Raw genomic sequence first — 26,694 nt, forward strand, 5'->3', positions numbered from 1 at the left:
AGGTGAAGAAGGATTATTGCTTAAAATATGACGGATGTCATAGTCTAAGGTTCTAGTTCAATGCATATTTGAAAAATTTTTGGTTTATGAAGCATATTATTCTTCCAACTGATTTTTCCGAAAATGCATTGAATGCATGTAAATATGCTTTGAAGCTCTTAGAAAAAGAAAGATGCACTTTTCATATAGTCAACTGTTACGTTCCTTTAGAATCATATCATAGTATTTATTCAGCTACGCTGGACATGGGTACTTCAGATAATATTAATGCCCTAAATTCTCAAAAAGGCTTACAGGAGTTTTTAAATATTTTAAAGGATATTCAAAATAGGCCTTGGCATTTTTTTAAGACTATTTCATCTCCAAGATTATTAAACAATGAAATCAAAAGATTGATAAATGATACAAAATCTGAATTGGTGATTATGGGAACCAAGGGAGCTTCTGGACTCAAGGAAGTTTTTATGGGGAGTACAACAGTAAACGTAATTAAATCTGTAAAGAGCTGTCCTATATTAGCCATACCAGAAAACTTTGATTTTAAGGCACCAATGGAAATAGGTTTTGCTACCGACTTGTATCGTTTCTATTCCCAGTCTGAGTTACAACTGGTTTTAGAATTAGCTAAAACCTTTAAATCTACTATACGTATAGTTAACGTAACTGAAGAAAAAGCCCCACTGTTAAATATCCAAAAGTTTAATTTAAGGTCTATTCAGAAATATTTTGGAGATATACCAAATTATTTACATATCGTTTCAACAGAAAATTCAGTTTCAAAAGCTTTGGAATCATTTGCAAAAAAACTGGATATACATTTATTGGCACTATTGAACTGTCCTAAAGGATATCTTGAAAAGATTAAAACCGAACCTATTTTAAGAAAAGTGGCTTTTCATACCAAAATTCCGCTTTTGATAATACCAGAGTTAGGTATGTCCAATTCTACAAAAAGTAATAATTGGGTATCTGCAACCTCGATTTAGAGCGTTATAAGATGAACAATTAATTATAATAGAGGATTCTGTTTTTTATATGTAAAGCCTTAGAATTATTTTAATATTCTTGAATTTTTTAGTTGTATTGTTCTTTTGACTTACGTATCTTTAGAAGAGAATTTAACACAAGTTAAATCAAATAAAAAGTTACCTATTCGGTTACCTCCAAAATTGAAAAAGGCTGAAGGTCCTGTAAATAAAGGAATAGCGTGGCATGGGTTACCTCCTGCCACCCCGACGAACCGCCTTTAGGTGGACTTCATTACCCTGCTAATTTATTGATTAGCAGGGTTTTTCATTTTTTCTGCAATCATTTGATATCGTTTAAAACCACCTTTCTGGTGTGCAATTCGGTGTACAAAACTGTATACAATATGTGCTAACTTTAAGTACCATTTAGAGCAATTTAGATGTAGTCTTTGAGCAATAACTGTTTAACCAAAAAGACTTACAACATGCGTACGGACAGCACATTAGGAGTGATTTTCTTCACTAGAAAAAAACGGAACAACCCCGAAAGATTGGACATTTATGTTCGGATTACGGTCAACAAAGAACGGGCAGAATTTAGTATCAAACGGGACATTGCGGTGTGCAATTGGGACATTTTTAGGTGTAGAGCGAAAGAAACCAGTGAAAACCTGATTTTATTCAACAGTTATCTGGATGACGTATATGCCGAAGTCTTCAATGCCCATAAGCAATTGCACTCGGAAAGGAAGCTAATTACGGCGAAGGGAATCAAGCTAAGGTACTTCGGGGAGGACGAAGAACGAATGAGTTTGATGCAGGCAGTAGCATATCACAACAAGAACATTAACAACGAGCTCAAACCAGGAACATTAAAAAATTACTTTTCCACGGAGAAGTACTTAAAAGAGTTTCTACTGGAAAAACTAAAAACCAATGATATTTATTTGGTACAGTTGAACTATAAGTTTATCGTGAACTTTGAAAACTTTATTAGAACCTATAAGCCCAAGACGACAAGAAAGACCTGTACCAACAATGGGGTAATGAAACATATGGAACGATTGCGAAAGATTATCAATCTTTCCTTAAGAATGGAATGGCTGGAAAAGGACCCATTTAGAAACTATAAGCTTAGATTTATAAGAAACGAGAGAGATTATCTCACAGAAAGAGAACTTCAGCTACTGGAAAACATCTCTTTTATGACCAGAGGTCTAGAAACCGTAAAGGATGTCTTCTTGTTCAGTTGTTATACAGGACTCTCATACGTTGACATCAAAGAATTAAAGCCCAACCAAGTCTTGATAGGGATAGATGGCCACCAGTGGATCTATACCAAAAGAGCTAAAACAAATGAAACGGTCAAAATTCCATTATTGCCAAAAGCCAAAGAAATCTTGGAGAAGTACAAGGAAGAAATGCAACTGACAGGAGAATTGTTACCAGTGTTAAGCAACCAAAAGACAAACAAAAACCTAAAGGAAATCGCCAAGGCCTGTGACATCCATAAGAACATTACCTTCCATGTCGCACGGCACACATTCGCCACAACTGTTACACTTTCAAATGGAGTACCTATTGAAACTGTTTCAAAACTTTTAGGACATACAAAGCTGTCCACGACCCAAATCTATGCAAGAGTGGTACAGAAGAAAGTAGGGGAGGATATGCAAGAGTTGATGGAGAAATTAAAGAATAAGAAGGAAGTTGAAAGAAGCTTAGTCCCCAAATCCTTTAGATTAGCTTCTATATAAAAACCAAATAAAAAATCATTTTAATAATGTTGAAAAGAGGGGGTCTGGGGGAGACTCATAACTTCCTTTTTTGTGGATAACTTTGGTTTATTGAAAAAAGAATGGGGTGAACTCTCCCCAAATCTGGGTTAACGACCCAAGGTAAGTATTAGTCCCCATTCTTTCTTAATCCGGTTACAAGGACCAAATAGAATTTTAGGTAATACCTGTTAAAGGTTTTAGTCAAAGTAACCATTTTAAAAGCAAGATAAAGTTATGAAAATCAAAGAGACCATCGGTATCGATGTAAGCAAGTTGACCCTTGATGCCTGTATTCACTCGAATCAACAATCTTCAAAATTTGAAAATTCCAAAAAAGGTTTTGCCCTTCTAGTGAAATGGGCTTATATTAATAGTGAACATTCCAAGGAACATATTCTATTCGCATTTGAGCATACTGGACTGTACTCCGAAAAGCTCAACGAACACCTTACGAAAAAGGGAATACCCCATACCGTAATATCGGGATTGGAAATCAAAAGGTCATTGGGCATTGTCAGGGGAAAGGACGACAGGATAGATGCTGCAAAGATTGCACGTTACGCCTACAGGATGAGAGATGAGATAGCATTGTCCAAAGCCCCTTCAAAACAAGTTGTGACACTGAAAAAACTATTGTCCCTTAGGGAAAGGCTCATCAAACAAAGAGCGGGCTACAAAGCCAGTCTTAAGGAACAGAAGAAAGTGCTTGTTCAAAAAGACTTCAAATTATTGTTCAAAGTGCAGCAAAAAATGGTAGTGGAGCTCACCAAGCAGATAAAGACCATTGACCTAGAAATGGAATCCATCGTCAAAGCTGATACAGAGCTTTTGCGCATCTACGGCCTTTTACTTAGCATCAGGTGCATCGGAAGCCAAGCTGCAATGCTCTTTATCGTTCATACCGAAGGGTTCACAAAGTTCAAGAATGCAAGAAAGTTCGCTGCATATTGTGGAATCGCGCCTTACCCAAACCAATCTGGAACAAGTATCAGGGGAAGGACTAAGGTCAGTCCGCTTGCCAACAAAAAAATCAAGAGTTTGCTGAACATGTGCGCCATGTCATCCATTATCTACAATGCGGAAATCAGAAAGTACTATGACCTAAGGGTAGCGGCTGGAAAGAACAAGATGAGCACCATCAACATTATACGCAACAAACTTGTATCAAGGGCATTCGCAGTCGTCAATCGCGGCACACCATACGTTAACGTATATGGACATGCCTCTTAAACATTATTTTTCCTTCAAATCGCCCCCACTAAAAGACAGGGTGGGTTGAAGGAAAAATAATATCTCAAAAAAAGTGCTGATTTTATTTGGAAAGTCCATAGAATACTTACCAAAACTAAAAGCGCATGGTTCCTGTCCGACTTTTTTAGTGTTCCGGAAAGATAAGCGTAAAGAAAAAATCGGATAGGGCGCGACCTACTTTTTGAATGAAAAGTACTGATCAAAGTTTACAAATTTTAGCAGCGAAGCGGATAAGGTTTGTAAAGCAAGAGGGTAACACGCTAAAGCGATGTTACGTTATTCAAACCATTGATTTTCAATGAATTAAAAGTATAGTGCAATTATTTTTTGCGTCAAAAACACAGTAAAAAACCTGTGGGACCCTATAAATGTTGAAAAAATTTACTGTAAATGGAATTAAAAAAGAAGAAAAAAAGTGATTTCTCGGCTGTAAGCATCAATCGGATAACCGCTGGAAGATATCGGGAGTTTTCAAAGAAGATTTCGAAGTCTCATACGCTTACCTTGGAACTGATGATGGACTTCTTTGAGGGGGCTAAGATTTCTCCAAAGGACAAATATTTGATGGACCACATGGGATTTGAGCATAGATTGAATAAACGCTTTGATTATATAGAAGAGTTGCTACGAAGAATAGAGCGGGAACAATTAAGACCAACTCATGATAAACTAAAGAAGTTGTTTGAATATGCTGAGAAGGAAGAAAAGGACAGAAGGGAGGGTTTGGAGTTTGAAAAGAGAATGTTCGAGCAATCCTTAAAACAAAATAGAATAACCCAATATGACAACTATATCCTCAAAGAGAACTGGAAAAAAGAGCGAAACAAAGTATTGGAACTACTTAATAAAGTGAAGTTGGAAAAATCAAGATTTGGTAAAGCATACTTTAAACTGGACATTACTGAAAGTGATTTGGAAAGTTTGAAGGAATCACTTAAACAAGAACTATGATTTGCCTCGCAAAAAGATAGGATGAAGTTTGGTAAGTATTCTATGGACTTTCCAAATAAAATCAGCACTTTTTTTGAGATATTATTTTTCCTTCAACCCACCCTGTCTTTTAGTGGGGGCGATTTGAAGGAAAAATAATGTTTAAGAGGCATGTCCATATACGTTAACGTATGGTGTGCCGCGATTGACGACTGCGAATGCCCTTGATACAAGTTTGTTGCGTATAATGTTGATGGTGCTCATCTTGTTCTTTCCAGCCGCTACCCTTAGGTCATAGTACTTTCTGATTTCCGCATTGTAGATAATGGATGACATGGCGCACATGTTCAGCAAACTCTTGATTTTTTTGTTGGCAAGCGGACTGACCTTAGTCCTTCCCCTGATACTTGTTCCAGATTGGTTTGGGTAAGGCGCGATTCCACAATATGCAGCGAACTTTCTTGCATTCTTGAACTTTGTGAACCCTTCGGTATGAACGATAAAGAGCATTGCAGCTTGGCTTCCGATGCACCTGATGCTAAGTAAAAGGCCGTAGATGCGCAAAAGCTCTGTATCAGCTTTGACGATGGATTCCATTTCTAGGTCAATGGTCTTTATCTGCTTGGTGAGCTCCACTACCATTTTTTGCTGCACTTTGAACAATAATTTGAAGTCTTTTTGAACAAGCACTTTCTTCTGTTCCTTAAGACTGGCTTTGTAGCCCGCTCTTTGTTTGATGAGCCTTTCCCTAAGGGACAATAGTTTTTTCAGTGTCACAACTTGTTTTGAAGGGGCTTTGGACAATGCTATCTCATCTCTCATCCTGTAGGCGTAACGTGCAATCTTTGCAGCATCTATCCTGTCGTCCTTTCCCCTGACAATGCCCAATGACCTTTTGATTTCCAATCCCGATATTACGGTATGGGGTATTCCCTTTTTCGTAAGGTGTTCGTTGAGCTTTTCGGAGTACAGTCCAGTATGCTCAAATGCGAATAGAATATGTTCCTTGGAATGTTCACTATTAATATAAGCCCATTTCACTAGAAGGGCAAAACCTTTTTTGGAATTTTCAAATTTTGAAGATTGTTGATTCGAGTGAATACAGGCATCAAGGGTCAACTTGCTTACATCGATACCGATGGTCTCTTTGATTTTCATAACTTTATCTTGCTTTTAAAATGGTTACTTTGACTAAAACCTTTAACAGGTATTACCTAAAATTCTATTTGGTCCTTGTAACCGGATTAAGAAAGAATGGGGACTAATACTTACCTTGGGTCGTTAACCCAGATTTGGGGAGAGTTCACCCCATTCTTTTTTCAATAAACCAAAGTTATCCACAAAAAAGGAAGTTATGAGTCTCCCCCAGACCCCCTCTTTTCAACATTATTAAAATGATTTTTTATTTGGTTTTTATATAGAAGCTAATCTAAAGGATTTGGGGCTTGCAGCGCGAAACGAAGTTTCGTTCGCTGAGCGATAAAAAAATTCTTATTTGACCAATAGCTCTTAAACAGCCAAAAAGTCAGCTTCAGCTGAATGTGCTCTAACGGTCTCGTGTAACCGTCAGTTACGGGTTAATATGCGTTAATTTTCGGTTTAGCACTGACGTTAGCAATTCCGAGTGGATTCGGACGCAGTCGAATCCGCCGTAATTGCGGTTAGCATCTATGAAAAAGCAGTAAGTCGAGTATCTTAAAGGTTAGCAAAAAACTTAAGATATGGACACTCAAATTACTGCAACACCTAAGTTATACATTGGCATTGACATCCACAAACGGAGCTGGAAGGTACATTGTGCCACTGATATCGGAATGGGCAAGACCTTTTCCATGGTTCCGGACGCTTATCAATTGGAGAGCTACGTGAACAAGTACTATGGTGGCCACCATGTCAGCACTGTCTATGAGGCGGGCTGCTGCGGTTATTCCGCCCACCGTTGTTTTGAGTCCTATGGTTGGGATTCAATGGTAGTGAACCCGGCGGATGTTTTCCGCCGTGGCAAGGAGCGCCATACCAAGACCGATAGCATAGATGCGCAACTATTGGCAAGGGAGCTCAAGGACGGCAGGTTGGCCGGTATCGAGGTACCGGATCCCAAGCGTGAGCAGCTTCGCAGCCTGTTCCGAAGGAGGAACGACCTTGTGAAGGACATGCGCCAGATAAAGAGCTACATCAAGATGCAGTTGCTCTATTATGGTATCAAGGTGCCCGAACAGTACGACAACGACCACTGGAGCCATGGTTTCAGGCATTGGTTGGATGCCCTGGACTTTGAGTTCCAAACGGGCAAGGAGTCATTGGAGAGCCGCATGCGGAGCTTTAGGTTCATCGACCGGGAGTTCAGGGACGTTTCCACACAACTGCGCAAATGGACCAAGAAACATTACAAAGAAGATTATATGCTCCTGCGCAGTATCCCGGGAATCGGCCCCATAGTTGCCAGTGGCATCTTGAGCGAGCTGGGGGACCTGCGAAGGTTCAGGAACATCAAACAGCTGGCGGGCTATGTTGGTCTCTCCCCTGGCATTTACCAAAGCGGGGACACTCTAAAACATACGGGAATGGCCATGCGTGCGCACCGTTTGGTGCGCAGTTATTTCATTGAGGCATCATGGCAGGCGATACGTGCCGACCCCATTATGCAGCGGTATTACAGGAAACACCAAGGAAAGAACGTTAAAAAAGTAATCGTTAAAGTGGCCAGAAAGCTATTGAGCCGGACATTGGCCGTTATCAAAACAAGGACGCCCTATGAAATAGGGGTAGTAGAATAAAAACAATGATAGCCAAGCTCATTTAAAGGCAAACGTTCAAAGCACATAACAATGTAGGTGAGGCCCGTATTCAGGTCATCACATCGGTTAGCAAGTGATTGAACGTATTATAGCTTATAATCATACAGATGCTGGTGACGACTTTAAAGACGATCACATATAGGATGCTGAGCAAGTTATACTAAAAAGAAAAAAGTGGTTTAAGATAAAAATTACATATTAACTATCTTTGGGACACTGGACTATGGCTTTTCATAGGATACAATGTTGTAGGTAGTTTTTTTATTCAGGTTTTATTTATCAACCAAATAATTCCGATTCCAGAAAATAAAAATCCACCGATTAGTAAAATCATTGGTAGATTCTTTTCCCACCAATCATTGTCTTTTATAATTTCGTATTCATTTTCTTTTTTCAGGTAAATAATGTCAATCAGTTCATTAATCCGTTTCGGGTTTTCACTAGAGTCCAACTTTTGAGTTGTTTCAACTCCATTTCGGTCAGTAAAACTTACTATCGGAAAATGATATTCGTAAGAATCTCCGTCCGCGTCTTTATTTCGGTCTTTTTTAAAGTCAACTATTCTCGCTTTAGTTTTAATTCCGTTAGCTTTTATTCTGCTATTAGTATTTCGAATATAGAATCCTGCGTATAAAAATCCGCAACCAACAACTAGAAAAACTAGGCCTCCGAGTAAATCTCGATTGTAAAAAAAGGCACTAAAAAAGACTATCAAAAGTCCAATTGGTAATATGTGTTTTTTTATGTCGATGTTCATTTCTTAAATTACCTACAACGGTTTTGTGTATGGCTCGTTGCGGGAAATCAGCTATGATTTTCCGCCGTAACCGAAATATAGCAAATTGCAATGAATTCCGATTAGGAATTCAGCCGCAATGAGCTATACGCGGTGTTGTACAACGTTTTTTATTTTTCAGATTCCCTAAAACAGTTCGAATCCTCTTTTCTTTTATAAAATTCATTAAAGAATTCTTCATAGGTCAAATCATAACTTATATCAATGTCCATTTTAGAAAATATATGTATAACACTGTCTTTTGGGTAAATCAATTCGATTCTATTATTTTTCAAAAAATTTATTTTCGCAACTCTAAATTCAGGTTCTCCGAATGAATAATGATAAAAAGAATCATTTTTTATTTCATATTTCCTCCAATCCGAAACGAATTCCATACTTGTCGCCATTCTCATAGAATCATTTTTAAAAAATAATTCGCCATAAAGTCCTCTATCACAAGTATTGTAATTTCCGCTTATTTTTAAGTCAGATTCACAACCAAAAATGGTAAGAGTTAAAATTATTAGTAAGATTCTTAATTCTTTCAGAACGGTGTTTTTAAATGTTGTACAACGGTTCGGCTATGGCAAGTAGGGCAGGCAAGGAAACTTTTCGTTTCCGTCTGGTCTGCTAGCCAGAGCTTTTTGTTTTGTAATTATTTTTTCTTTTTTAATTGCCAAATCCAAAAGATTGGCGGACTCAGCAAACACGCCCAAGCCTTTAAATATCGCACTTTCTGCCCTATTTGCTATAGCCATTGTTAGAGCCAGTATTTAGGGCGATTTTAGTTTTTTTTCCAATTCCTTAATTCTATTAATTAGTTTATCAAAATTTAGACTTTCTCCGTAAATCATACTCTCTCGCATTGTTTCATAATCACTTTTCCATTCGGATAGTTTCGTTTTAGGAGGTAAAATAGAAATGCTTTCTGGCGAGTGCATTGAGTAATCGATACCTCTAATAAGGTTAAATTTTGACCTATGCTTTACTATGGTCATATATAGTTTTTTGTCCTTTAAGGCCTCAACTCCATGACTTGTGTCCATTAATTTCTCTATATCATAATGATGACGTGACATCCTTTCTGTCCTTATTTGAGTTTCTTTTTTCTGAAATTCTTCATGTAACAAAAAAATCTTTTCAAGAAATGTTCTTTTTGGTAAGACAGTAGGTATAGGCATTGGAGTATCGGAAAAATCCTCCTTCGGGTATTGGATTCCAATTAAAGACTGTATGGCTCTACTTTCGATAGGTTCTGTTAATGATCTCGCTCCAATTTCAATAATTACTTTTGGAAAAATGTATGGTATGGGCTCTGTAATTGAAGAATAATGAATTTCCAATACTTGTGGATCTTTGTCCGAATCGTTTGTTTCTTGAATTTCAATTGAAAAGTCCTTGAGCCCATTTTCTTTTAATTTAGCTTCTAATATTTCTGGTAAGACTGAACTTGTAAAATTGCATGATGCCTTTCTTAATTTTGAGATTTGAGTTTTACTTAACTCTCCTTGAAAACCCAATGCATTTCGGTCAATGCATAAGTCAATATCTTCTGAAAACCTTTCAATTAGATTCCATGCTTTACTAAGGGATGTTCCTCCTTTAAATATCAAATTAGGGGAGATTTCTAAACTGAAAATCGCATGTAAACATTGCGTAACCCACCAATCTTTTTCTATAGCAAAAGCGGGTAGACCAGATTTAGCACTAACTTGATTTATTATAGTTAATTGTCGCTCTTTGGTTAAATTAAACCATCTATTCATGGTTTGTTTTTTTTAATATTGAAAAGAAAATTTTTGCTATCCACGCAGGAGCTAATTTTGCATCATGCTTTAGTAGTTCAACATCTTCTTTAGATAAAATATTCTCTATTTTTTTAATTACTTCTTTGGTTATACTTTTTTGACCTATCTCTTTAAGTGCTTGTATGGCCAAACCTGATAGCTTTCCTTTGACAGCAAGATTTCTTGGTGTTGTTTTTTTAAACCTTATTTTTCTATTGCCAATTTGAATATCTCTTTGCGATCCATTAGTTAGATATACAATGTTCATTGGTATTTGTGTTGATAACCCAAGTTTGTTTAGAGCATTAACTCCTGTCGGAATGATTGTGGCTTTATCTCTTTTTGCTATTGCCTTAGCAATTTCATCAATTGATGGATAAAGGATACCCAAAGTTTTATCTTTTTTCGGATATAGATATATGCCATGTGCTAGACGGATTAAAAAGCCATCATCTTCTAATTTATTTAGAACATTGTTTATGGCATGAGAACTACCAAATTCTACAAAATTATTTGGGAAAAATATTTTTCCACGCTTATAATTAGAAATTCTTCTAACTATCTTATTATGAGTTGATAAGCTATTTTTTGAACTGTTATCCATGTTATAAATTTAGTAAATATTTATAACAAACTATATACTTTTGAAATCAATACATAAAGAGACGGCGGGAGAAAGATTTATCTTTCTCCCGCCGTCTCTTTGGCTTTTGTTTCCTTCAGTTAGTGCATGGCTCTTTAAAAAGTCCTTAAAGTATTAGTAGAGTGGTTTATTTAAAGAGCCATGCACTAACTGAACGTGCGCGTTAAGTTAATTGTTTCCAAAACAATAATCAACTTGTCTGAAGCAAGAATATTTTAATTTTATAAACAAAATGTTAATAATATTGGCTCTAACGACCTGCTAAACGCAGTTCGGTGATTTTTACGGAAATATAGCAAAATCAAATCAACTATGTAGCGGATATTAGTCGTCCTTATAGATTCGCTATATAGTTCGTCAAGGAGTCCGCGCTAGCGGACGTATTCTTGTTGATTTTGCGTTATTGGGAGTATAAATTACCGAGCCAAATTGCTTTTAGCTTATGTTATTGCACGTTAGCCGCTTGAGCGGACAGCTGAGAGCTGCTTGTAGTAAAAGTGACTAAGCAATTTGGTTTAGCAGGTCGTTAGAGCACATTTCTTTTTGGGTGGGAGTGCATAGCACGGAGCAAAAAAAGTCAGCTTCAGCTGAATGTGCTCTAACGTGTTCGTGTATGGTTAGTTGCGATAGGTACTAAGATAACAAAAAGGGACTGCGTTTTGGAAATTCGCTAGAATTTCCCAAGAAGTCTTTAAACACCATCAAGCAATTAATTATACACGTTGTTAGCTGCTGTGCTTATTTCGTCCATTTTGAAAAATTCTCATAACCCTTGTCTTTATTCCATTTATATGTTTTATATAATTCAGACAGTTTCACAAACTTGTTTTTCTTTGACGGTTTCGCTTTAGTTAATTTAAATGTAGATTTATTATCAACCGATGAATATTCAACCCATTTCCCATTTAGATATTCGAAAAAAGTAATATGAGTTCCAGCGTCATTGTATCTGTAACCTAAATAACTAAATGGGTTTCGACCAAGAGTTTTAGTCTGCTTATTTTTATCTCTTATACCATTAATATGAACTCCAAAAATATGGTTGCCTCTAACCAAAGATTTAAAAATCTCATATCTCACCCAAGGACGCTTATATGTTTCAGTTCCAATAAGAACACAAGTATTCGATGTGTTTTTAAGTCCAGCATTTATCATCCTTTTTAATGCTGTAAATCCCTCTTTTTTTGCTTTTTCCCAAATAGAGGCATCGAAAAAACCTGCTACTTCTCGATTTGGTTTAGTTACCCAATGTTGTCTAACTACATTAGCTCTAAATGATTTAACATCATCGTGATGAAAACTAAAAAATACTCTTTTTGCCATTTTAATTAATTAAAAACATTACTACTAGAGTTACGGCTATTGAAATTCCATAAAACGGTATAAGAGTCTTGGAAAAAATTCCGCTAATCCAACTATTTTTACCTTTATTGTAATTTGATGCATCAAGTGAGAAGTCAATTTCGTTTTCCGCAGTTGCAGATACTTTAGTGTAAAGTTGTCGATACTGTCTTTCTTGTGAAATGTAGAAACCATCCAAAATCCAAAAAATTGGAATGGCTATATAAGAAACTAATACATAATCAATATTACTATCATTAGCTGCAAGAGCGAATAAAGCAGAAACCAACGTAATTGTCCATCCTTTAAGTTTGAATGAGTTCGAGTTCATTCTTGTTATGATATTTTGAATGAACTCTAGGTGTTTCATTTTCTTTTCCATAATTATCTATTTAGCCAATCAGTAAATTTAATTTTACTGCCTTTGTATTCAACATAATAGGTCCCAATAATATACTCATAATCTGTGGTAATAATTGGGTAAATCTGTAAATATTCATTTCCTGACCAATCGCCACTATAGTCGTTAACTATTGGCAGAACTGCAAGATTTTTGGGATGCTTTAATGAATCGCCAAATCCCAATTCCCAATTACACCATTTTGATGCAATTGCATCTTCAGTTGCTAGAAGAATGAACTTATCTAGTTCCTTAATCTTCTTCTTTATTCGTTCAGCTGTAGAGCCATCTGTTTTTTTAGGCATATCGTAATCCATCCAATCTACATAAGCATAAACGCCAATTTTACGAAGTAGATAAAGAAAAGATTTTAGAGTGTCTATATCACTATGCTTATGCGAAATAAAAATAGTGACCTTATTTTGTTTTTCTCTTTTATCTCTTGCTGCCTTTATATTTGAAAACATTTGAACCGATTCGTTGAGATTTTCGGTTCTTATTTTATTAAGAAAAGTTTTCGATATAAATTTTTCCATTTTTTTCTATCCGCATTGCAGCTAACGGTAAATGTATGATTAGTGCGGCCTTGAAATCCGAAGGATTTCCGGCCATGCACTAAACTTACTGAAAATACGTGGATTTTCCACGCCCTGATATGCCAGCATTGATTATACATAGTGTTAGCGCACGTGTTGCCGCCCGCGCCGTTCGGCAAACCCAAATCATTATTAATCGCCCCGGCCCCCTTTTTAAAATTCTTTCTTTTTTCCGTCCAGCTGCGTTCTGATTGCGTACAGATCGGCAGGTCCATGAATCGCAATACATTGGCATGCCCATAAGTGCGATTTAGACGCTTATTTTTTCGAAATCACGTGTCCCGAAAGAATTTTAAAAAAGAGGGGGAAAGACAGACCTTGGTCTATATTTTTAAAAATACCCGGACCAATTGCGTACAGCTTTGCATTTATGGCAATATGTGCGCTAACGGTTTCGGCTCGTATGTTTGTTATTGATGATGAAGATACTATAATTATCAAAATATTTTCTAAGCTAAAGCTTTAGCTTAGAAAGCAATTAACAAGCTTAAATAGGAGGGACATCGAGGTCTCGGCTAGATACATTGAATGATATCGTTTCATAGGTTTTCGGCCCTTCTATAATCTTCTTGGAATCTGAACAGTACCTAGATCCTATTTATAGAGGTCGAATCAAATGCGAGCAAAGATGATACAGGGGATTTTAGCTTTAAAAATGATAAAATGGAAAAGCGGTTAAAACAAAGTTTGGGAATCGATGTTTCAAAATTGAACTTATCATTGTCCCTTGGATTTCTAACGGATAAGCTGGTCAAGGAATTCAATTCCCATCCAGATGTACCCAATGATATATTGGGTTATAAAGAGCTTTTGAACTGGCTAAAGGGTTCGGTTGACCCTAGCGTGGAACTATTGGTCGTCATGGAAGCTACTGGGGTCTATCACCAAGGTATAGCCCATTATCTGTATGATAATGGTTATAATGTTTGTGTGATGCAGTCCGGTCGTGTAAAGCGTTATGCTCAGAGTTTGGATCAACGCTCTAAGACCGATGCCCTGGATAGTAGGATGCTCAGTATGCTTGGTCTGGAAAGGTCTATTCGTCTTTGGAACCCACCAAGTAAGGCACTTCAAGCATTAAAGGCATTGAGCAGGGAACGTAGCTCTTTGTTAAAGGACAGGACGATAGAGAATAATCGCCAGGGAGCCATTGCATCTAGTGTTTATAGCAATGCCAAAGCTTTAAAGAGACACAAGAACAGATTAAAACTTCTCAACGCACAGATAGAAATGATAGAATCGGAGATGAAAGGGCTTATTTCACAAAACGAAGAGTTGGAAAGGAAGATTGGTTTTATGATGAGTATACCGGGTATTTCCTTCATATCGGCTGCTACGGTCGTTGGAGAGACCTTAGGTTTTGAATCGATAACCAACGCAAAACAACTGGCCGGCTATGCCGGTTATGATGTTGTATTGCGAGAGTCCGGTAATTTCAAAGGAAAAACAAGAATCAGTAAAAAGGGGAACAGTCATATCAGAGCAGCGCTACATATGCCATCGATGACCTGTGTGCGCTGTAACCCAACACTGAAACAATTCTATAATAGACTGAAGCCTAAAAAAGCGAAGCCATTAGTGGCCTTGGTAGCGGTTCAGAGAAAGCTATTGATATTGATGTACACCCTATGGAAGAACGAAGAAGTTTATGATGCCGAGTTTGAAATAAAAAAGCAGCAAAAGCATGAAGCCCTTGCTGCGCGGGATAACAAATTGATTACTCAACTTGTTTCCTAATATTTTAAAGAAAAAACTTGTTTTTTGACACAGTACCTATGAGTAGTTGCGTGGGTTAGCACTTAACTTTGCAAGTAAACACCAAACTGAAAATCCGCAAGGATTTTCAGAAGTAGGCGAGAACAAGCAATTACTTATAGCATCTATGAAAAAGCAGTAAGTCGAGTATCTTAAAGGTTAGCAAAAAACTTAAGATATGGACACTCAAATTACTGCAACACCTAAGTTATACATTGGCATTGACATCCACAAACGGAGCTGGAAGGTACATTGTGCCACTGATATCGGAATGGGCAAGACCTTTTCCATGGTTCCGGACGCTTATCAATTGGAGAGCTACGTGAACAAGTACTATGGTGGCCACCATGTCAGCACTGTCTATGAGGCGGGCTGCTGCGGTTATTCCGCCCACCGTTGTTTTGAGTCCTATGGTTGGGATTCAATGGTAGTGAACCCGGCGGATGTTTTCCGCCGTGGCAAGGAGCGCCATACCAAGACCGATAGCATAGATGCGCAACTATTGGCAAGGGAGCTCAAGGACGGCAGGTTGGCCGGTATCGAGGTACCGGATCCCAAGCGTGAGCAGCTTCGCAGCCTGTTCCGAAGGAGGAACGACCTTGTGAAGGACATGCGCCAGATAAAGAGCTACATCAAGATGCAGTTGCTCTATTATGGTATCAAGGTGCCCGAACAGTACGACAACGACCACTGGAGCCATGGTTTCAGGCATTGGTTGGATGCCCTGGACTTTGAGTTCCAAACGGGCAAGGAGTCATTGGAGAGCCGCATGCGGAGCTTTAGGTTCATCGACCGGGAGTTCAGGGACGTTTCCACACAACTGCGCAAATGGACCAAGAAACATTACAAAGAAGATTATATGCTCCTGCGCAGTATCCCGGGAATCGGCCCCATAGTTGCCAGTGGCATCTTGAGCGAGCTGGGGGACCTGCGAAGGTTCAGGAACATCAAACAGCTGGCGGGCTATGTTGGTCTCTCCCCTGGCATTTACCAAAGCGGGGACACTCTAAAACATACGGGAATGGCCATGCGTGCGCACCGTTTGGTGCGCAGTTATTTCATTGAGGCATCATGGCAGGCGATACGTGCCGACCCCATTATGCAGCGGTATTACAGGAAACACCAAGGAAAGAACGTTAAAAAAGTAATCGTTAAAGTGGCCAGAAAGCTATTGAGCCGGACATTGGCCGTTATCAAAACAAGGACGCCCTATGAAATAGGGGTAGTAGAATAAAAACAATGATAGCCAAGCTCATTTAAAGGCAAACGTTCAAAGCACATAACAATGTAGGTGAGGCCCGTATTCAGGTCATCACATCGGTTAGCAAGTGATTGAACGTATTATAGCTTATAATCATACAGATGCTGGTGACGACTTTAAAGACGATCACATATAGGATGCTGAGCAAGTTATACTAAAAAGAAAAAAGTGGTTTAAGATAAAAATTACATATTAACTATCTTTGGGACACTGGACTATGGCTTTTCATAGGAGCCATTGTTGGCAGTAGTTTTTATTTATATTTTTCACAAAGTTTTCGGTCGTCAAAAAATTCCACTTTTTTCGTTTTAGGATTAATTACTCCGTAAACTATATGTCTATTATTTTCAATTCGGTCATTTATATTTTTGGATAATTTGTCATTCGGAAACGATTCATAATTTTCTATTACTAAATCTAACAATTGGTCAATTGCGTCTTCCCAATCACTTTTCTCCAATTCATTGTCAAATAATAATTTTATATGTCTATTGTTTTTTGTTTGTAATTCAATAGATACAACTATTGATTGATTGTAATTTTCAGATAATTTTTTTGTTGATTCTCTCGCTGTAATAAATCTTGCTTTAATGTGTTTTCCTTTTTCAACAATTTTCTTTAACCCGCTTTTTAAAAGCAAATAATGGTCTTTACCAGCTTCTTTTAAGAAAGAATCGAAATATGGTTTAAGAATATAGACACCAAAAGCTGTCGGAACAACCCATTCAAAAGCCATATAAGCATCTTTCTCAACTTTTTGAATTTTTAAATTTAAATTGGTTGTGTTAAAATCTTTGATTTCATCCTCAATAAATTTATCAGGACAGTCGTCTGGATAAATAAGTACTATGTCAGGTATTTCTTTTTGTTCCATTATCGCTTAAATTCCTTGATGTAATATTCTTGCAGACCATTCTTTTAAAAAACTATAAGCTACACTTTGTACATTTTCAAGTCTGCTTATTACATCCTCAACGTAATCAACTTCTACAGGAATAACTCCGTGTGCTATATTATTTCTTATTTCATTGTGTTGATTAATCCATCTGTCATTGTTGATATTTGGCCATTCACTTACGCTATTTCCCCACAAAGTCTCGAAACAATTCCAAATTTGATTTATTATTCCATTTCTTGTTCGTTCATTCTGTGTGTGATATTTTCCAGCAACAACACTAATCGAATTCCAAAAGGCAAGAAACTTATCAAAAGGGTCGTCAGTATAAAGTCCTTTTCTATACCAATTTAATGCTCTTAAAAAAGCTGTATGCTCTAAATTCAAAGTCCTTGAAATCTCGAAGCATTGTTTAAATTCCTCCTCATCAATAATTGCACGAACGACGTTTTTATCAATTAGATTTCTTATATCAATATTTGATATAAAAACAGATGTATTAACTTTTAAGGCTAAAACATCAAGCATTTTACCAATAAAAAGTAAAGCAACTTTATATGCTCTATCTTGATTAGAAGTAAATACTGTAGAAGAAATTCTAATTCCTTGTTGGTGAGGTTTTATAACTATATCACTTCTAAATACATTTCCGACATCTAATTCTTTATCCGTATTAAAATCGACAGTCTTTCTTGTAATTACTTTACCAAAAACGGTTAATTCAACATCGTATGTTCGCATTTTCTTTTTATTTGGTAAGGTTTGTTCAAATTACTGCCAACGGCTCCGTATATGAAAAGTAGCGCTGAAAATAAGCTGTTACTTTTCGGATTAAACACAAGCCGAATTTTTAAATTTTACTATTTATCTTTTTACTTGGAAATCGTCAAATTTAAAAATTTGGCGACTTTCCAAAAATGCCCAAACCATCGTGTTAGCAACAAATTGCGCTATTTTTTATATACATTGTTGCCATTAGTACTTATCCGCGTAGGTCTTCGATGGCATCCATAAAATCATATTCGTGTATCAAACAAATTGTATGTCCTGTCTTTCTCATTCCTAATGCTTTTTCCACTTTTCTGCCGTAACACGCAAAAGCCCAAGCTTGATTTCCATTATCGCCAACAATTAAATAATCTGTTTTTTTGGTGACAGTTTTTGTCGGAATTCCGCCTAAATCTGAAATCATATTTTCGATTTCTTTACGATTACCGCTTTTTAAAATTCCTGTTACGCAAAATGTTTTTCCGTCAATATAAACATCTGGATTACTCGTACAATGTCCGGAAATATTAACATCAAAAGTGTCTTTCTCAATTTGGTCAGAAATCTCTTTGTTTTCTAAATTAACAAATTGGTTTAAGTATGCTTTTAGCACTAATTTTTCTTCATCGTCAATTTTGCCGTCTGAAACTATTGATAAAATTAAACTCCTAATTTCATCGTATGGATAGTATGAATTCAAATGAGTATTTTCCTCAAGCCATTTTTCGAGGTCTAAAACTTCCTTTTCGTTTATAATTCCGTCAGCTAAAATTCCGTGACAAATTCCTTGAAGAGTTTGTAAATCGGTAGTTACAGTGTTGTAATAATAATTATCACTCTCATATTTTTGACAAAGCCAAAATAAGTCTTTAATAGTTTCGGTTGCTGGAATATTATTAGAAACAGTTTCATCGATAATTGTCATAAATTCTCTGAACGGATTTCTGTTAATCATTTCACGATGATTTTCAGACCATTTTTTAAGTTCAATTAATTCTTTCTCATTAACTTTTTCGTCCAAATTTATTCCGAGCAATATTCCTTTCAATGAGTTTATAGCTTTATCTGCTCTCGCTTTTGAAGTGACAATATTTAATTCTTCTTTTGTTAATTCGCTCATCGATGTGTTTTTTTCGTATTAATGGCAACGACCTGCTAAACGCAGTTCGGTGATTTTTACGGAAATATAGCAAAATCAAATCAACTATGTAGCGGATATTAGTCGTCCTTATAGATTCGCTATATAGTTCGTCAAGGAGTCCGCGCTAGCGGACGTATTCTTGTTGATTTTGCGTTATTGGGAGTATAAATTACCGAGCCAAATTGCTTTTAGCTTATGTTATTGCACGTTAGCCGCTTGAGCGGACAGCTGAGAGCTGCTTGTAGTAAAAGTGACTAAGCAATTTGGTTTAGCAGGTCGTTAGAGCACATTTCTTTTTGGGTGGGAGTGCATAGCACGGAGCAAAAAAAGTCAGCTTCAGCTGAATGTGCTCTAACGCCTCGGCTAAACGGCGTAGCCAGCTTTTGCTGGATATGAACGTTTTAGCATCTATGAAAAAGCAGTAAGTCGAGTATCTTAAAGGTTAGCAAAAAACTTAAGATATGGACACTCAAATTACTGCAACACCTAAGTTATACATTGGCATTGACATCCACAAACGGAGCTGGAAGGTACATTGTGCCACTGATATCGGAATGGGCAAGACCTTTTCCATGGTTCCGGACGCTTATCAATTGGAGAGCTACGTGAACAAGTACTATGGTGGCCACCATGTCAGCACTGTCTATGAGGCGGGCTGCTGCGGTTATTCCGCCCACCGTTGTTTTGAGTCCTATGGTTGGGATTCAATGGTAGTGAACCCGGCGGATGTTTTCCGCCGTGGCAAGGAGCGCCATACCAAGACCGATAGCATAGATGCGCAACTATTGGCAAGGGAGCTCAAGGACGGCAGGTTGGCCGGTATCGAGGTACCGGATCCCAAGCGTGAGCAGCTTCGCAGCCTGTTCCGAAGGAGGAACGACCTTGTGAAGGACATGCGCCAGATAAAGAGCTACATCAAGATGCAGTTGCTCTATTATGGTATCAAGGTGCCCGAACAGTACGACAACGACCACTGGAGCCATGGTTTCAGGCATTGGTTGGATGCCCTGGACTTTGAGTTCCAAACGGGCAAGGAGTCATTGGAGAGCCGCATGCGGAGCTTTAGGTTCATCGACCGGGAGTTCAGGGACGTTTCCACACAACTGCGCAAATGGACCAAGAAACATTACAAAGAAGATTATATGCTCCTGCGCAGTATCCCGGGAATCGGCCCCATAGTTGCCAGTGGCATCTTGAGCGAGCTGGGGGACCTGCGAAGGTTCAGGAACATCAAACAGCTGGCGGGCTATGTTGGTCTCTCCCCTGGCATTTACCAAAGCGGGGACACTCTAAAACATACGGGAATGGCCATGCGTGCGCACCGTTTGGTGCGCAGTTATTTCATTGAGGCATCATGGCAGGCGATACGTGCCGACCCCATTATGCAGCGGTATTACAGGAAACACCAAGGAAAGAACGTTAAAAAAGTAATCGTTAAAGTGGCCAGAAAGCTATTGAGCCGGACATTGGCCGTTATCAAAACAAGGACGCCCTATGAAATAGGGGTAGTAGAATAAAAACAATGATAGCCAAGCTCATTTAAAGGCAAACGTTCAAAGCACATAACAATGTAGGTGAGGCCCGTATTCAGGTCATCACATCGGTTAGCAAGTGATTGAACGTATTATAGCTTATAATCATACAGATGCTGGTGACGACTTTAAAGACGATCACATATAGGATGCTGAGCAAGTTATACTAAAAAGAAAAAAGTGGTTTAAGATAAAAATTACATATTAACTATCTTTGGGACACTGGACTATGGCTTTTCATAGGAGCCTTTGTTGGCAGTTCGTTATTTTATTTCATTCAGTATTATTTTCCAAATCGTAGTTTTAAACTTATCCTTGAACACCCCAAAATGTCCTATTTCCTTAGCTCCAAAATCTGTAGGTTTTAAATGAGTTGACTTGACTTTTGAATTCCGATACTGACTGGTCATCCATTCTACTGCTTTTTGCGGTGCAAAATCATCATCTTCAATACTAAATGCACTAATGTCAACTTCAATTTTATTATAGTATTTTAAGGTTATTGACTTATCGCTTTGTATATAATCAGGTCTTTTACCCCAATTTCGCCATTGGTTAGCTACATTTTTGGGTAAATTCTCCATTCCACTTAACTTTTTTGAGTTTAGATATCCAAATAAATTTAAAAGTGTAGGAAACAAAATATACCAATTAAACCACATTTTTATTCTGTCAATTCCTTTCCAAAATTTCCAGTAACCAGACTGGGCAGCGATAAGTATTATTTTATCAAATTTACTTGAAGATTTAGCCAACCCTATAAGTTGACCACCTATGCTATGTCCAAGAATTACTTTTTTAGAATTGGGAAAATTTTTTATCACATATTGTAAGACACATTCCAAGTCATTTTTCCCCCAATCAGCTGCATTGTTTTTTATTTCTTTAATTGGTCTTATCAGCGAACGACCAATACCGATATAATCAAATGTTAGAACCGAAACTCCATTATCAGATAGAAATGTGGAAAATTTTTGATAATACTCTTGTTTGACACCAGTTGCTGAAGCGATAACAAGCAGAATATCATCTTTTTTTGATTCAAAAATAGTTGCAGAAAGTGTTTCGGAATTAGATAATATTTTGATTTGTTTCATTTGTTTGTCTTAATGACTGCCAACGACCTGCTAAACGCAGTTCGGTGATTTTTACGGAAATATAGCAAAATCAAATCAACTATGTAGCGGATATTAGTCGTCCTTATAGATTCGCTATATAGTTCGTCAAGGAGTCCGCGCTAGCGGACGTATTCTTGTTGATTTTGCGTTATTGGGAGTATAAATTACCGAGCCAAATTGCTTTTAGCTTATGTTATTGCACGTTAGCCGCTTGAGCGGACAGCTGAGAGCTGCTTGTAGTAAAAGTGACTAAGCAATTTGGTTTAGCAGGTCGTTAGAGCACATTTCTTTTTGGGTGGGAGTGCATAGCACGGAGCAAAAAAAGTCAGCTTCAGCTGAATGTGCTCTAACGGTATTGTATATGAAAAGTAGCGGTTTTGGTGCTACGTTTTATTCCGATTAGGATTTTGTTTTTTAAAAGTAGGAAATTGAATTCGTTTAACCATCCGCCGCTATTTTTTATATACGTTGTTGTATGCAGTGCTTTATTCTAACCAAGTCAAATTCTTAATCCTATTCGCAATTAGTTTGTGTCTAATTCTCTTATTTATTGCGTGCTCAATTGTTTTTAGCACAACAGTTGTACCTTCCGTTGGAACTCTTTCTTTACTCGAAATTGAGTGAAAATATCTTATTATATTAAAAATGTTTTCTTCTCCATCGTGCAGAGATTGTTCCATATCTTGAAAATCAGAAACATTAATTATTGTTAGTGGTATAATTTTATGAATATCATTTTCAATCTCGATGTTTTCATCTATTAAACTTTGTTCAAATTTTTGTTTGAAGGCAAAAGAAGCTAACCCAGAGCTGAAGATAGGGTCATTTACAACTAGAACGGGAAATAACTTTACCTTTCGATTAAAGTTGAACGACATATCATTAATAAACTTTTTGTAGTTGTGAAATAGCTTGACTGTTTTCATTGTCAATTGGGTTAAGCCATAATCTTTATAAAATTTATCGAGATTCAAAGCCTGATAATCAGCGATTGTTTTAACGGTTTTATAACCATTTACTACTGGAAGATAATTACTTTTAGCTTCCGCAATTATTATTTTATTTTTCTCTCTCACATAAAAATCCGCATACTCGACTTCATCACGTCCATTCAGTTTAAATTTTAAATCATCGGTTGCTCTTAATATTGTTCTTTTATTGTTTTTAAACGAATTCTTTAATATCTCTTCTAAGAAAGGTTCAAAAAAGACAGAACCAATGAAGTTTCCCCAATCAGTTCTATTACAAATATTTTTAGCTTTTAAATAGTCAAACCAAAAATCGTTGATAAACAAAGAATATGTTTTTTCGATTAGAAATGTATTGTCAAGAACCAAATATGTAATAATATCTTTCCCGTCTTTTCCTGAATTTTTATATAAAGGGCTTTTCTTGATATTCAAAAATTCAAAAATTTTTAAATCGGTTTTTTCGGGCAAAGGAATGTCTTGATTTTCACTCAATTTATCAAGAATTTTTATTGCATCTTTTTCTGACTTTTTTATGTTAATATATTGGAACTTTAAGTTTTTGTCATAGCTCACGAAATACGAATACATCTGGTTTTTGAAAAAATCATTCATTGATTCAACTCCAAAAGTCTCTTTTAAATAATCTCGTAAATGGTTGCCAAAAGTTTCATCAAAGTCAATAGATTTAAATAAACTAAATGCTTTAAAAAATAAATTTATAGAATTTGAAGTGGCATAATATTGATTATGTGGTAATTCTTTAAACATAAAATATTCAAAGAATTTTTTTCCTAAAGTTTTGTGGCCATCTCCACTATACTCTTGGTCAAAAAGCAAAATGTTTTCATTAACTGAAAGTAAATATTTTAAAATACGCTCTCTTAAATCAATTGTGTATTCTGGTGTTTCCTCAACAAAACCTTCTGTGTCAATTACTTCTTGAAAAGCGTATAGACAAGTTACTCTTGAAAATAGGTTATGGTTTTCTGGTGTTTTTAAATACTTTAAAATAAACTGTGGGCAGTTTGATTGTGATGGATGATTATTATTATCAAGAAACAGGACTCTTAAACATTCAACTTGAGTTTCTCGTGAATCATCAAAATAAGATTTATCGATTGGCTTTAATCTTGCATTAATAGCAGCTATAGTAGCTAAAATCTCCTCTTTCGGTAAAAGTTTAATGATTTCGATAGGATTTTCGGGAACTTCTGAACCGTAGAAGTTGGAAAACTTAATTAAATGTCCCATCATAATATATTCGTTTTTCTGTTTTCCAGCATTGCATACAACGGTTGGGCTAAGGTTCGTTGCTGTGATTCGTCCGAAGGACAATCCAGCCGAACCTAAAGATAGCTTTTTGCGCGTGATTTCCGTTTAGGAAATCCGCAAGCAATGAATTTTAGGCTTTGTTAGGCGCAGTTTTTTTTCTTTTCCATACAATCGCAGCAGTTATAATTAGCAGAGATATCATGAGAAACATAAGTCCATTTGCCGTTGCAGCTTGGCTTTTCAGTCCATTCAATTGTTCCCATTGCTTGACATCTGCCGTTAAAGGTGGATAAATTGTAAATCCGTTTTTAGTTTTTTCAGAGGTAGGGAGAAGATATTTTTCAAGTCCATTCGCCACTTTGGCAATTCCATAAAATCCGATAACGGATATAGACAGAAATAATAAAGTCAATTTGGTTTTAAGTCTGTTGTGTTCTTTGGCCATTATAAATCTGAAGAAATAAACAATTCCGCCTGTTATACCCGCTAGCGAAATAAAAATCCATAAAATCCAGAACATCTCTGAGTGTTCATGTCCTAGAGTCCAATTGTAGTTTTGAAATTGGGACAATATGATAAAAGTGAGCACTAAAGAACAGACCCCAATTAATAGAATCCACTTAATTTCCGACTTCGATTTCGTGCTCATTTGAAATTGCGCCTAACGGTTGGTGTATGGTTTAGTTGCGAGTCTCGCGCAACTAATTTAGCAAAAGGAAACCGAACCTTAGGAAAATCCGAAGGATTTTCCGAGTGGCACTAACCTAAGCAATTAATTATACACGTTGTTAGGTGCAGTTTTTATTAGTATTTATTTAACCAACCTTTTAAATCATCATAATCTTTCAAGTCAAGTTTGGTTTCTAATTTTTCAGCTTCTTTCAAAGCATCTTTAGTAAATGTACTTGTTGTTACGATTATACTTTTAGCTGGATTTCTCAATGTATGAACTCCAACAACATTTCTTATTATTCCGACTCCAACTTTATTATCAGGCGCATATCTTTTACATTCAACTAAAATTAATATGCTGGTTAGTGCGTTTTTAATACTTGCAATAATATCAGTTCCGCCATCGCGAGTTGATTTTGTCAATTGAATATCCAATCCCATATCTTCGAGAATGCTTGCGACTAATTCCTCAAATTTTCTTGGTGATAAGTCATACAGTTTCTCGGGATGCTTTTTGAAATATTTCTTAACCTCTTCATTAATATCCGTAATTATGATATTTTGTTTCTGTTCTTCTATTTCATTATCATCCTCATAAAGTTCCTCAATGTACTCTCCGGTAGCAACTAGTTCTTCAAGTTTTTCCAAAACTTTTGATTCCGCAATTTCCCTTGTCTCAAATGACATTTCAACCTCTTCTGCGCGATATTCATTATTTGGCTGTTTTACAAGAATGACATAACCCCAATCATTATCGATTTTATCATTAATAATTGTTGCTAGAAGATTATTTTCCTTTTCAGAAAACCAATTGACTTCTTTTCCAAGTACAGAAGCCATTGGGTATTTAATAACATCATTATTGTAAAATTCTTCTTCCGAAATTTTCTTTATAGCCATAATTATTTTCAGATTGCACCTAACGGATTAGGTGCATGCGGTGTAGACGCGATAGCGGCTATAACGACATGAATCTTGTTATGAGCTGGCCCTTTTTATTATTTCGTTTAACAAAGGAATTCTACCTCTACCAAAATTATCCTTTATGTCATTTTTTGCTAAGTTTGCAAAATCTATTGCCTTTTCTTTATTTCCAGCATACAAATTGTGAATTGAACATATTAGTTGCCTCGAAAATTCCGATGATCCCCAGAATAAATTATTCGCAATTTCACTATCCAAATCATTCGTCTTTAGGCTCGAAATATTTGATTCCCAGTTATCCCATTTGCTGAAGTGTTTATCCAATTTTAACTTAAAAAGATTTCCAATTTCATTAACTAGTACATCATAATTTCCGTTTCTAATTGGATATTCCCACCAAAAATCAAAAGTATCATTGGGTGTTAATCGAGTTGAAAATATCCAAACATTTGATTCATTGATTGCTTTATTTTCAAAAGTTTGTTTTAATTCAAGTTCGGTAATTAAATTAATGCAAAATTTCTGACCTGCTCTTCTTCCTTGAAATTTAATTTCATTTTTCACTCCATATTTCATTCTTTGATAATCAAACCCGCTACCTTTCCAATACATTTCTCTTAAACCTGGAGCTATTTCTTTTGACACTATCTTTCTGAATTCTGCAGACTTTATATGATTTGAATGAGAACTAAAATTCAGATACGTTTCTACACCTATTTGATGTTTAGGTTTCTTGTTTTTATTCTTTCCAAATATTCTATCGAAAATTCCCATTTATCATTTTTTCATTTTGCTTGCTCATAACGACCTGCTAAACGCAGTTCGGTGATTTTTACGGAAATATAGCAAAATCAAATCAACTATGTAGCGGATATTAGTCGTCCTTATAGATTCGCTATATAGTTCGTCAAGGAGTCCGCGCTAGCGGACGTATTCTTGTTGATTTTGCGTTATTGGGAGTATAAATTACCGAGCCAAATTGCTTTTAGCTTATGTTATTGCACGTTAGCCGCTTGAGCGGACAGCTGAGAGCTGCTTGTAGTAAAAGTGACTAAGCAATTTGGTTTAGCAGGTCGTTAGAGCACATTTCTTTTTGGGTGGGAGTGCATAGCACG

Annotated in this window: 25 protein-coding genes; 8 read left to right on the forward strand and 17 right to left on the reverse strand. The window is 36.6% G+C overall.

What is annotated here, in order from left to right; translation table 11 throughout:
- Positions 1–86 precede the first annotated feature (86 nt).
- The 4 genes from ACZ1GR_RS16490 to ACZ1GR_RS16505 all read left to right on the forward strand — a co-directional run bounded on the left by ACZ1GR_RS16490 (position 87) and on the right by ACZ1GR_RS16505 (position 4,948).
- Entirely contained in the window at positions 87–986 is a 900-nt protein-coding gene (locus tag ACZ1GR_RS16490) for a universal stress protein (protein ID WP_472609950.1), read from the forward strand.
- Positions 987–1,453: 467 nt separating this feature from the next.
- The gene (locus ACZ1GR_RS16495; protein WP_472609951.1) at positions 1,454–2,725 is read left to right on the forward strand and encodes a site-specific integrase; all 1,272 of its coding nucleotides are present in this window, start codon (positions 1,454–1,456) and stop codon (positions 2,723–2,725) included.
- Positions 2,726–2,980: 255 nt separating this feature from the next.
- On the forward strand, positions 2,981–3,976 hold the full coding sequence (locus ACZ1GR_RS16500) for an IS110 family RNA-guided transposase (protein WP_472609952.1): 996 nt from the start codon (positions 2,981–2,983) through the stop codon (positions 3,974–3,976).
- A 411-nt stretch (positions 3,977–4,387) separates the two neighbouring features.
- Complete coding sequence (locus tag ACZ1GR_RS16505) at positions 4,388–4,948, forward strand: BfmA/BtgA family mobilization protein (protein WP_472609953.1); 561 nt, start codon at positions 4,388–4,390, stop codon at positions 4,946–4,948.
- Between the two features lie 141 nt (positions 4,949–5,089).
- Here the strand turns inward: ACZ1GR_RS16505 and ACZ1GR_RS16510 are convergent, their stop codons facing one another.
- On the reverse strand, positions 5,090–6,085 hold the full coding sequence (locus tag ACZ1GR_RS16510) for an IS110 family RNA-guided transposase (protein WP_472609952.1): 996 nt from the start codon (positions 6,083–6,085) through the stop codon (positions 5,090–5,092).
- 563 nt (positions 6,086–6,648) lie between these two features.
- Between ACZ1GR_RS16510 and ACZ1GR_RS16515 the strand changes: the two genes are divergently transcribed.
- Entirely contained in the window at positions 6,649–7,704 is a 1,056-nt protein-coding gene (locus ACZ1GR_RS16515) for an IS110 family RNA-guided transposase (protein WP_472608679.1), read from the forward strand.
- A 286-nt stretch (positions 7,705–7,990) separates the two neighbouring features.
- On the opposite strand, the gene ACZ1GR_RS16520 is transcribed toward ACZ1GR_RS16515, so the two are convergent.
- The 8 genes from ACZ1GR_RS16520 to ACZ1GR_RS16555 all read right to left on the reverse strand — a co-directional run bounded on the left by ACZ1GR_RS16520 (position 7,991) and on the right by ACZ1GR_RS16555 (position 13,210).
- On the reverse strand, positions 7,991–8,482 hold the full coding sequence (locus tag ACZ1GR_RS16520) for a DUF3592 domain-containing protein (protein WP_472609954.1): 492 nt from the start codon (positions 8,480–8,482) through the stop codon (positions 7,991–7,993).
- A 149-nt stretch (positions 8,483–8,631) separates the two neighbouring features.
- A complete protein-coding gene (locus tag ACZ1GR_RS16525) occupies positions 8,632–8,916 on the reverse strand; it encodes a hypothetical protein (RefSeq protein WP_472609955.1) in 285 nt (94 codons plus the stop codon).
- 168 nt (positions 8,917–9,084) lie between these two features.
- Complete coding sequence (locus tag ACZ1GR_RS16530) at positions 9,085–9,261, reverse strand: hypothetical protein (protein ID WP_472609956.1); 177 nt, start codon at positions 9,259–9,261, stop codon at positions 9,085–9,087.
- A gap of 15 nt (positions 9,262–9,276) precedes the next feature.
- The gene (locus tag ACZ1GR_RS16535; RefSeq protein WP_472609957.1) at positions 9,277–10,269 is read right to left on the reverse strand and encodes a nucleotidyl transferase AbiEii/AbiGii toxin family protein; all 993 of its coding nucleotides are present in this window, start codon (positions 10,267–10,269) and stop codon (positions 9,277–9,279) included.
- The gene (locus tag ACZ1GR_RS16540; protein WP_472609958.1) at positions 10,262–10,894 is read right to left on the reverse strand and encodes a DUF6088 family protein; all 633 of its coding nucleotides are present in this window, start codon (positions 10,892–10,894) and stop codon (positions 10,262–10,264) included. Before ACZ1GR_RS16540 ends, ACZ1GR_RS16535 begins: the two co-directional genes overlap by 8 nt.
- Before the next feature lie 777 nt (positions 10,895–11,671).
- On the reverse strand, positions 11,672–12,256 hold the full coding sequence (locus tag ACZ1GR_RS16545) for a TIR domain-containing protein (protein WP_472609959.1): 585 nt from the start codon (positions 12,254–12,256) through the stop codon (positions 11,672–11,674).
- A 1-nt stretch (position 12,257) separates the two neighbouring features.
- A complete protein-coding gene (locus ACZ1GR_RS16550; RefSeq protein WP_472609960.1) occupies positions 12,258–12,656 on the reverse strand; it encodes a hypothetical protein in 399 nt (132 codons plus the stop codon).
- A gap of 2 nt (positions 12,657–12,658) precedes the next feature.
- Entirely contained in the window at positions 12,659–13,210 is a 552-nt protein-coding gene (locus ACZ1GR_RS16555; RefSeq protein ID WP_472609961.1) for a TIR domain-containing protein, read from the reverse strand.
- Positions 13,211–13,933: 723 nt separating this feature from the next.
- Here ACZ1GR_RS16555 and ACZ1GR_RS16560 point away from each other — a divergent pair.
- Both ACZ1GR_RS16560 and ACZ1GR_RS16565 read left to right on the forward strand, forming a co-directional pair.
- The gene (locus ACZ1GR_RS16560; protein ID WP_472609463.1) at positions 13,934–15,007 is read left to right on the forward strand and encodes an IS110 family RNA-guided transposase; all 1,074 of its coding nucleotides are present in this window, start codon (positions 13,934–13,936) and stop codon (positions 15,005–15,007) included.
- Between the two features lie 196 nt (positions 15,008–15,203).
- Positions 15,204–16,259, forward strand: a complete 1,056-nt coding sequence (locus ACZ1GR_RS16565; protein ID WP_472608679.1) for an IS110 family RNA-guided transposase — start codon at positions 15,204–15,206, stop codon at positions 16,257–16,259.
- A gap of 280 nt (positions 16,260–16,539) precedes the next feature.
- Here ACZ1GR_RS16565 and ACZ1GR_RS16570 read toward each other — a convergent pair whose 3' ends face one another.
- The 3 genes from ACZ1GR_RS16570 to ACZ1GR_RS16580 all read right to left on the reverse strand — a co-directional run bounded on the left by ACZ1GR_RS16570 (position 16,540) and on the right by ACZ1GR_RS16580 (position 19,069).
- A complete protein-coding gene (locus ACZ1GR_RS16570; protein ID WP_472609962.1) occupies positions 16,540–17,160 on the reverse strand; it encodes a hypothetical protein in 621 nt (206 codons plus the stop codon).
- 6 nt (positions 17,161–17,166) lie between these two features.
- Positions 17,167–17,922, reverse strand: coding sequence for a hypothetical protein (locus tag ACZ1GR_RS16575; RefSeq protein WP_472609963.1), 756 nt, complete (start codon positions 17,920–17,922; stop codon positions 17,167–17,169).
- Positions 17,923–18,163: 241 nt separating this feature from the next.
- Complete coding sequence (locus tag ACZ1GR_RS16580) at positions 18,164–19,069, reverse strand: BRCT domain-containing protein (RefSeq protein ID WP_472609964.1); 906 nt, start codon at positions 19,067–19,069, stop codon at positions 18,164–18,166.
- Positions 19,070–19,551: 482 nt separating this feature from the next.
- Here ACZ1GR_RS16580 and ACZ1GR_RS16585 point away from each other — a divergent pair, with 482 nt between their 5' ends.
- Positions 19,552–20,607, forward strand: coding sequence for an IS110 family RNA-guided transposase (locus tag ACZ1GR_RS16585; protein ID WP_472608679.1), 1,056 nt, complete (start codon positions 19,552–19,554; stop codon positions 20,605–20,607).
- Between the two features lie 278 nt (positions 20,608–20,885).
- Here the strand turns inward: ACZ1GR_RS16585 and ACZ1GR_RS16590 are convergent, their stop codons facing one another.
- The 5 genes from ACZ1GR_RS16590 to ACZ1GR_RS16610 form a co-directional block, all read right to left on the reverse strand.
- On the reverse strand, positions 20,886–21,719 hold the full coding sequence (locus tag ACZ1GR_RS16590) for an alpha/beta hydrolase family protein (protein ID WP_472609965.1): 834 nt from the start codon (positions 21,717–21,719) through the stop codon (positions 20,886–20,888).
- Positions 21,720–22,225: 506 nt separating this feature from the next.
- Positions 22,226–23,965, reverse strand: a complete 1,740-nt coding sequence (locus ACZ1GR_RS16595; RefSeq protein WP_472609966.1) for a hypothetical protein — start codon at positions 23,963–23,965, stop codon at positions 22,226–22,228.
- Between the two features lie 148 nt (positions 23,966–24,113).
- Positions 24,114–24,632, reverse strand: coding sequence for a hypothetical protein (locus ACZ1GR_RS16600; RefSeq protein ID WP_472609967.1), 519 nt, complete (start codon positions 24,630–24,632; stop codon positions 24,114–24,116).
- A 155-nt stretch (positions 24,633–24,787) separates the two neighbouring features.
- Positions 24,788–25,555, reverse strand: coding sequence for a restriction endonuclease (locus tag ACZ1GR_RS16605; protein WP_472609968.1), 768 nt, complete (start codon positions 25,553–25,555; stop codon positions 24,788–24,790).
- Positions 25,556–25,633: 78 nt separating this feature from the next.
- Complete coding sequence (locus ACZ1GR_RS16610; RefSeq protein ID WP_472609969.1) at positions 25,634–26,353, reverse strand: hypothetical protein; 720 nt, start codon at positions 26,351–26,353, stop codon at positions 25,634–25,636.
- Positions 26,354–26,694 lie beyond the last annotated feature (341 nt).

It is taken from the genome of Croceitalea sp. W27 (genome assembly GCF_055693185.1).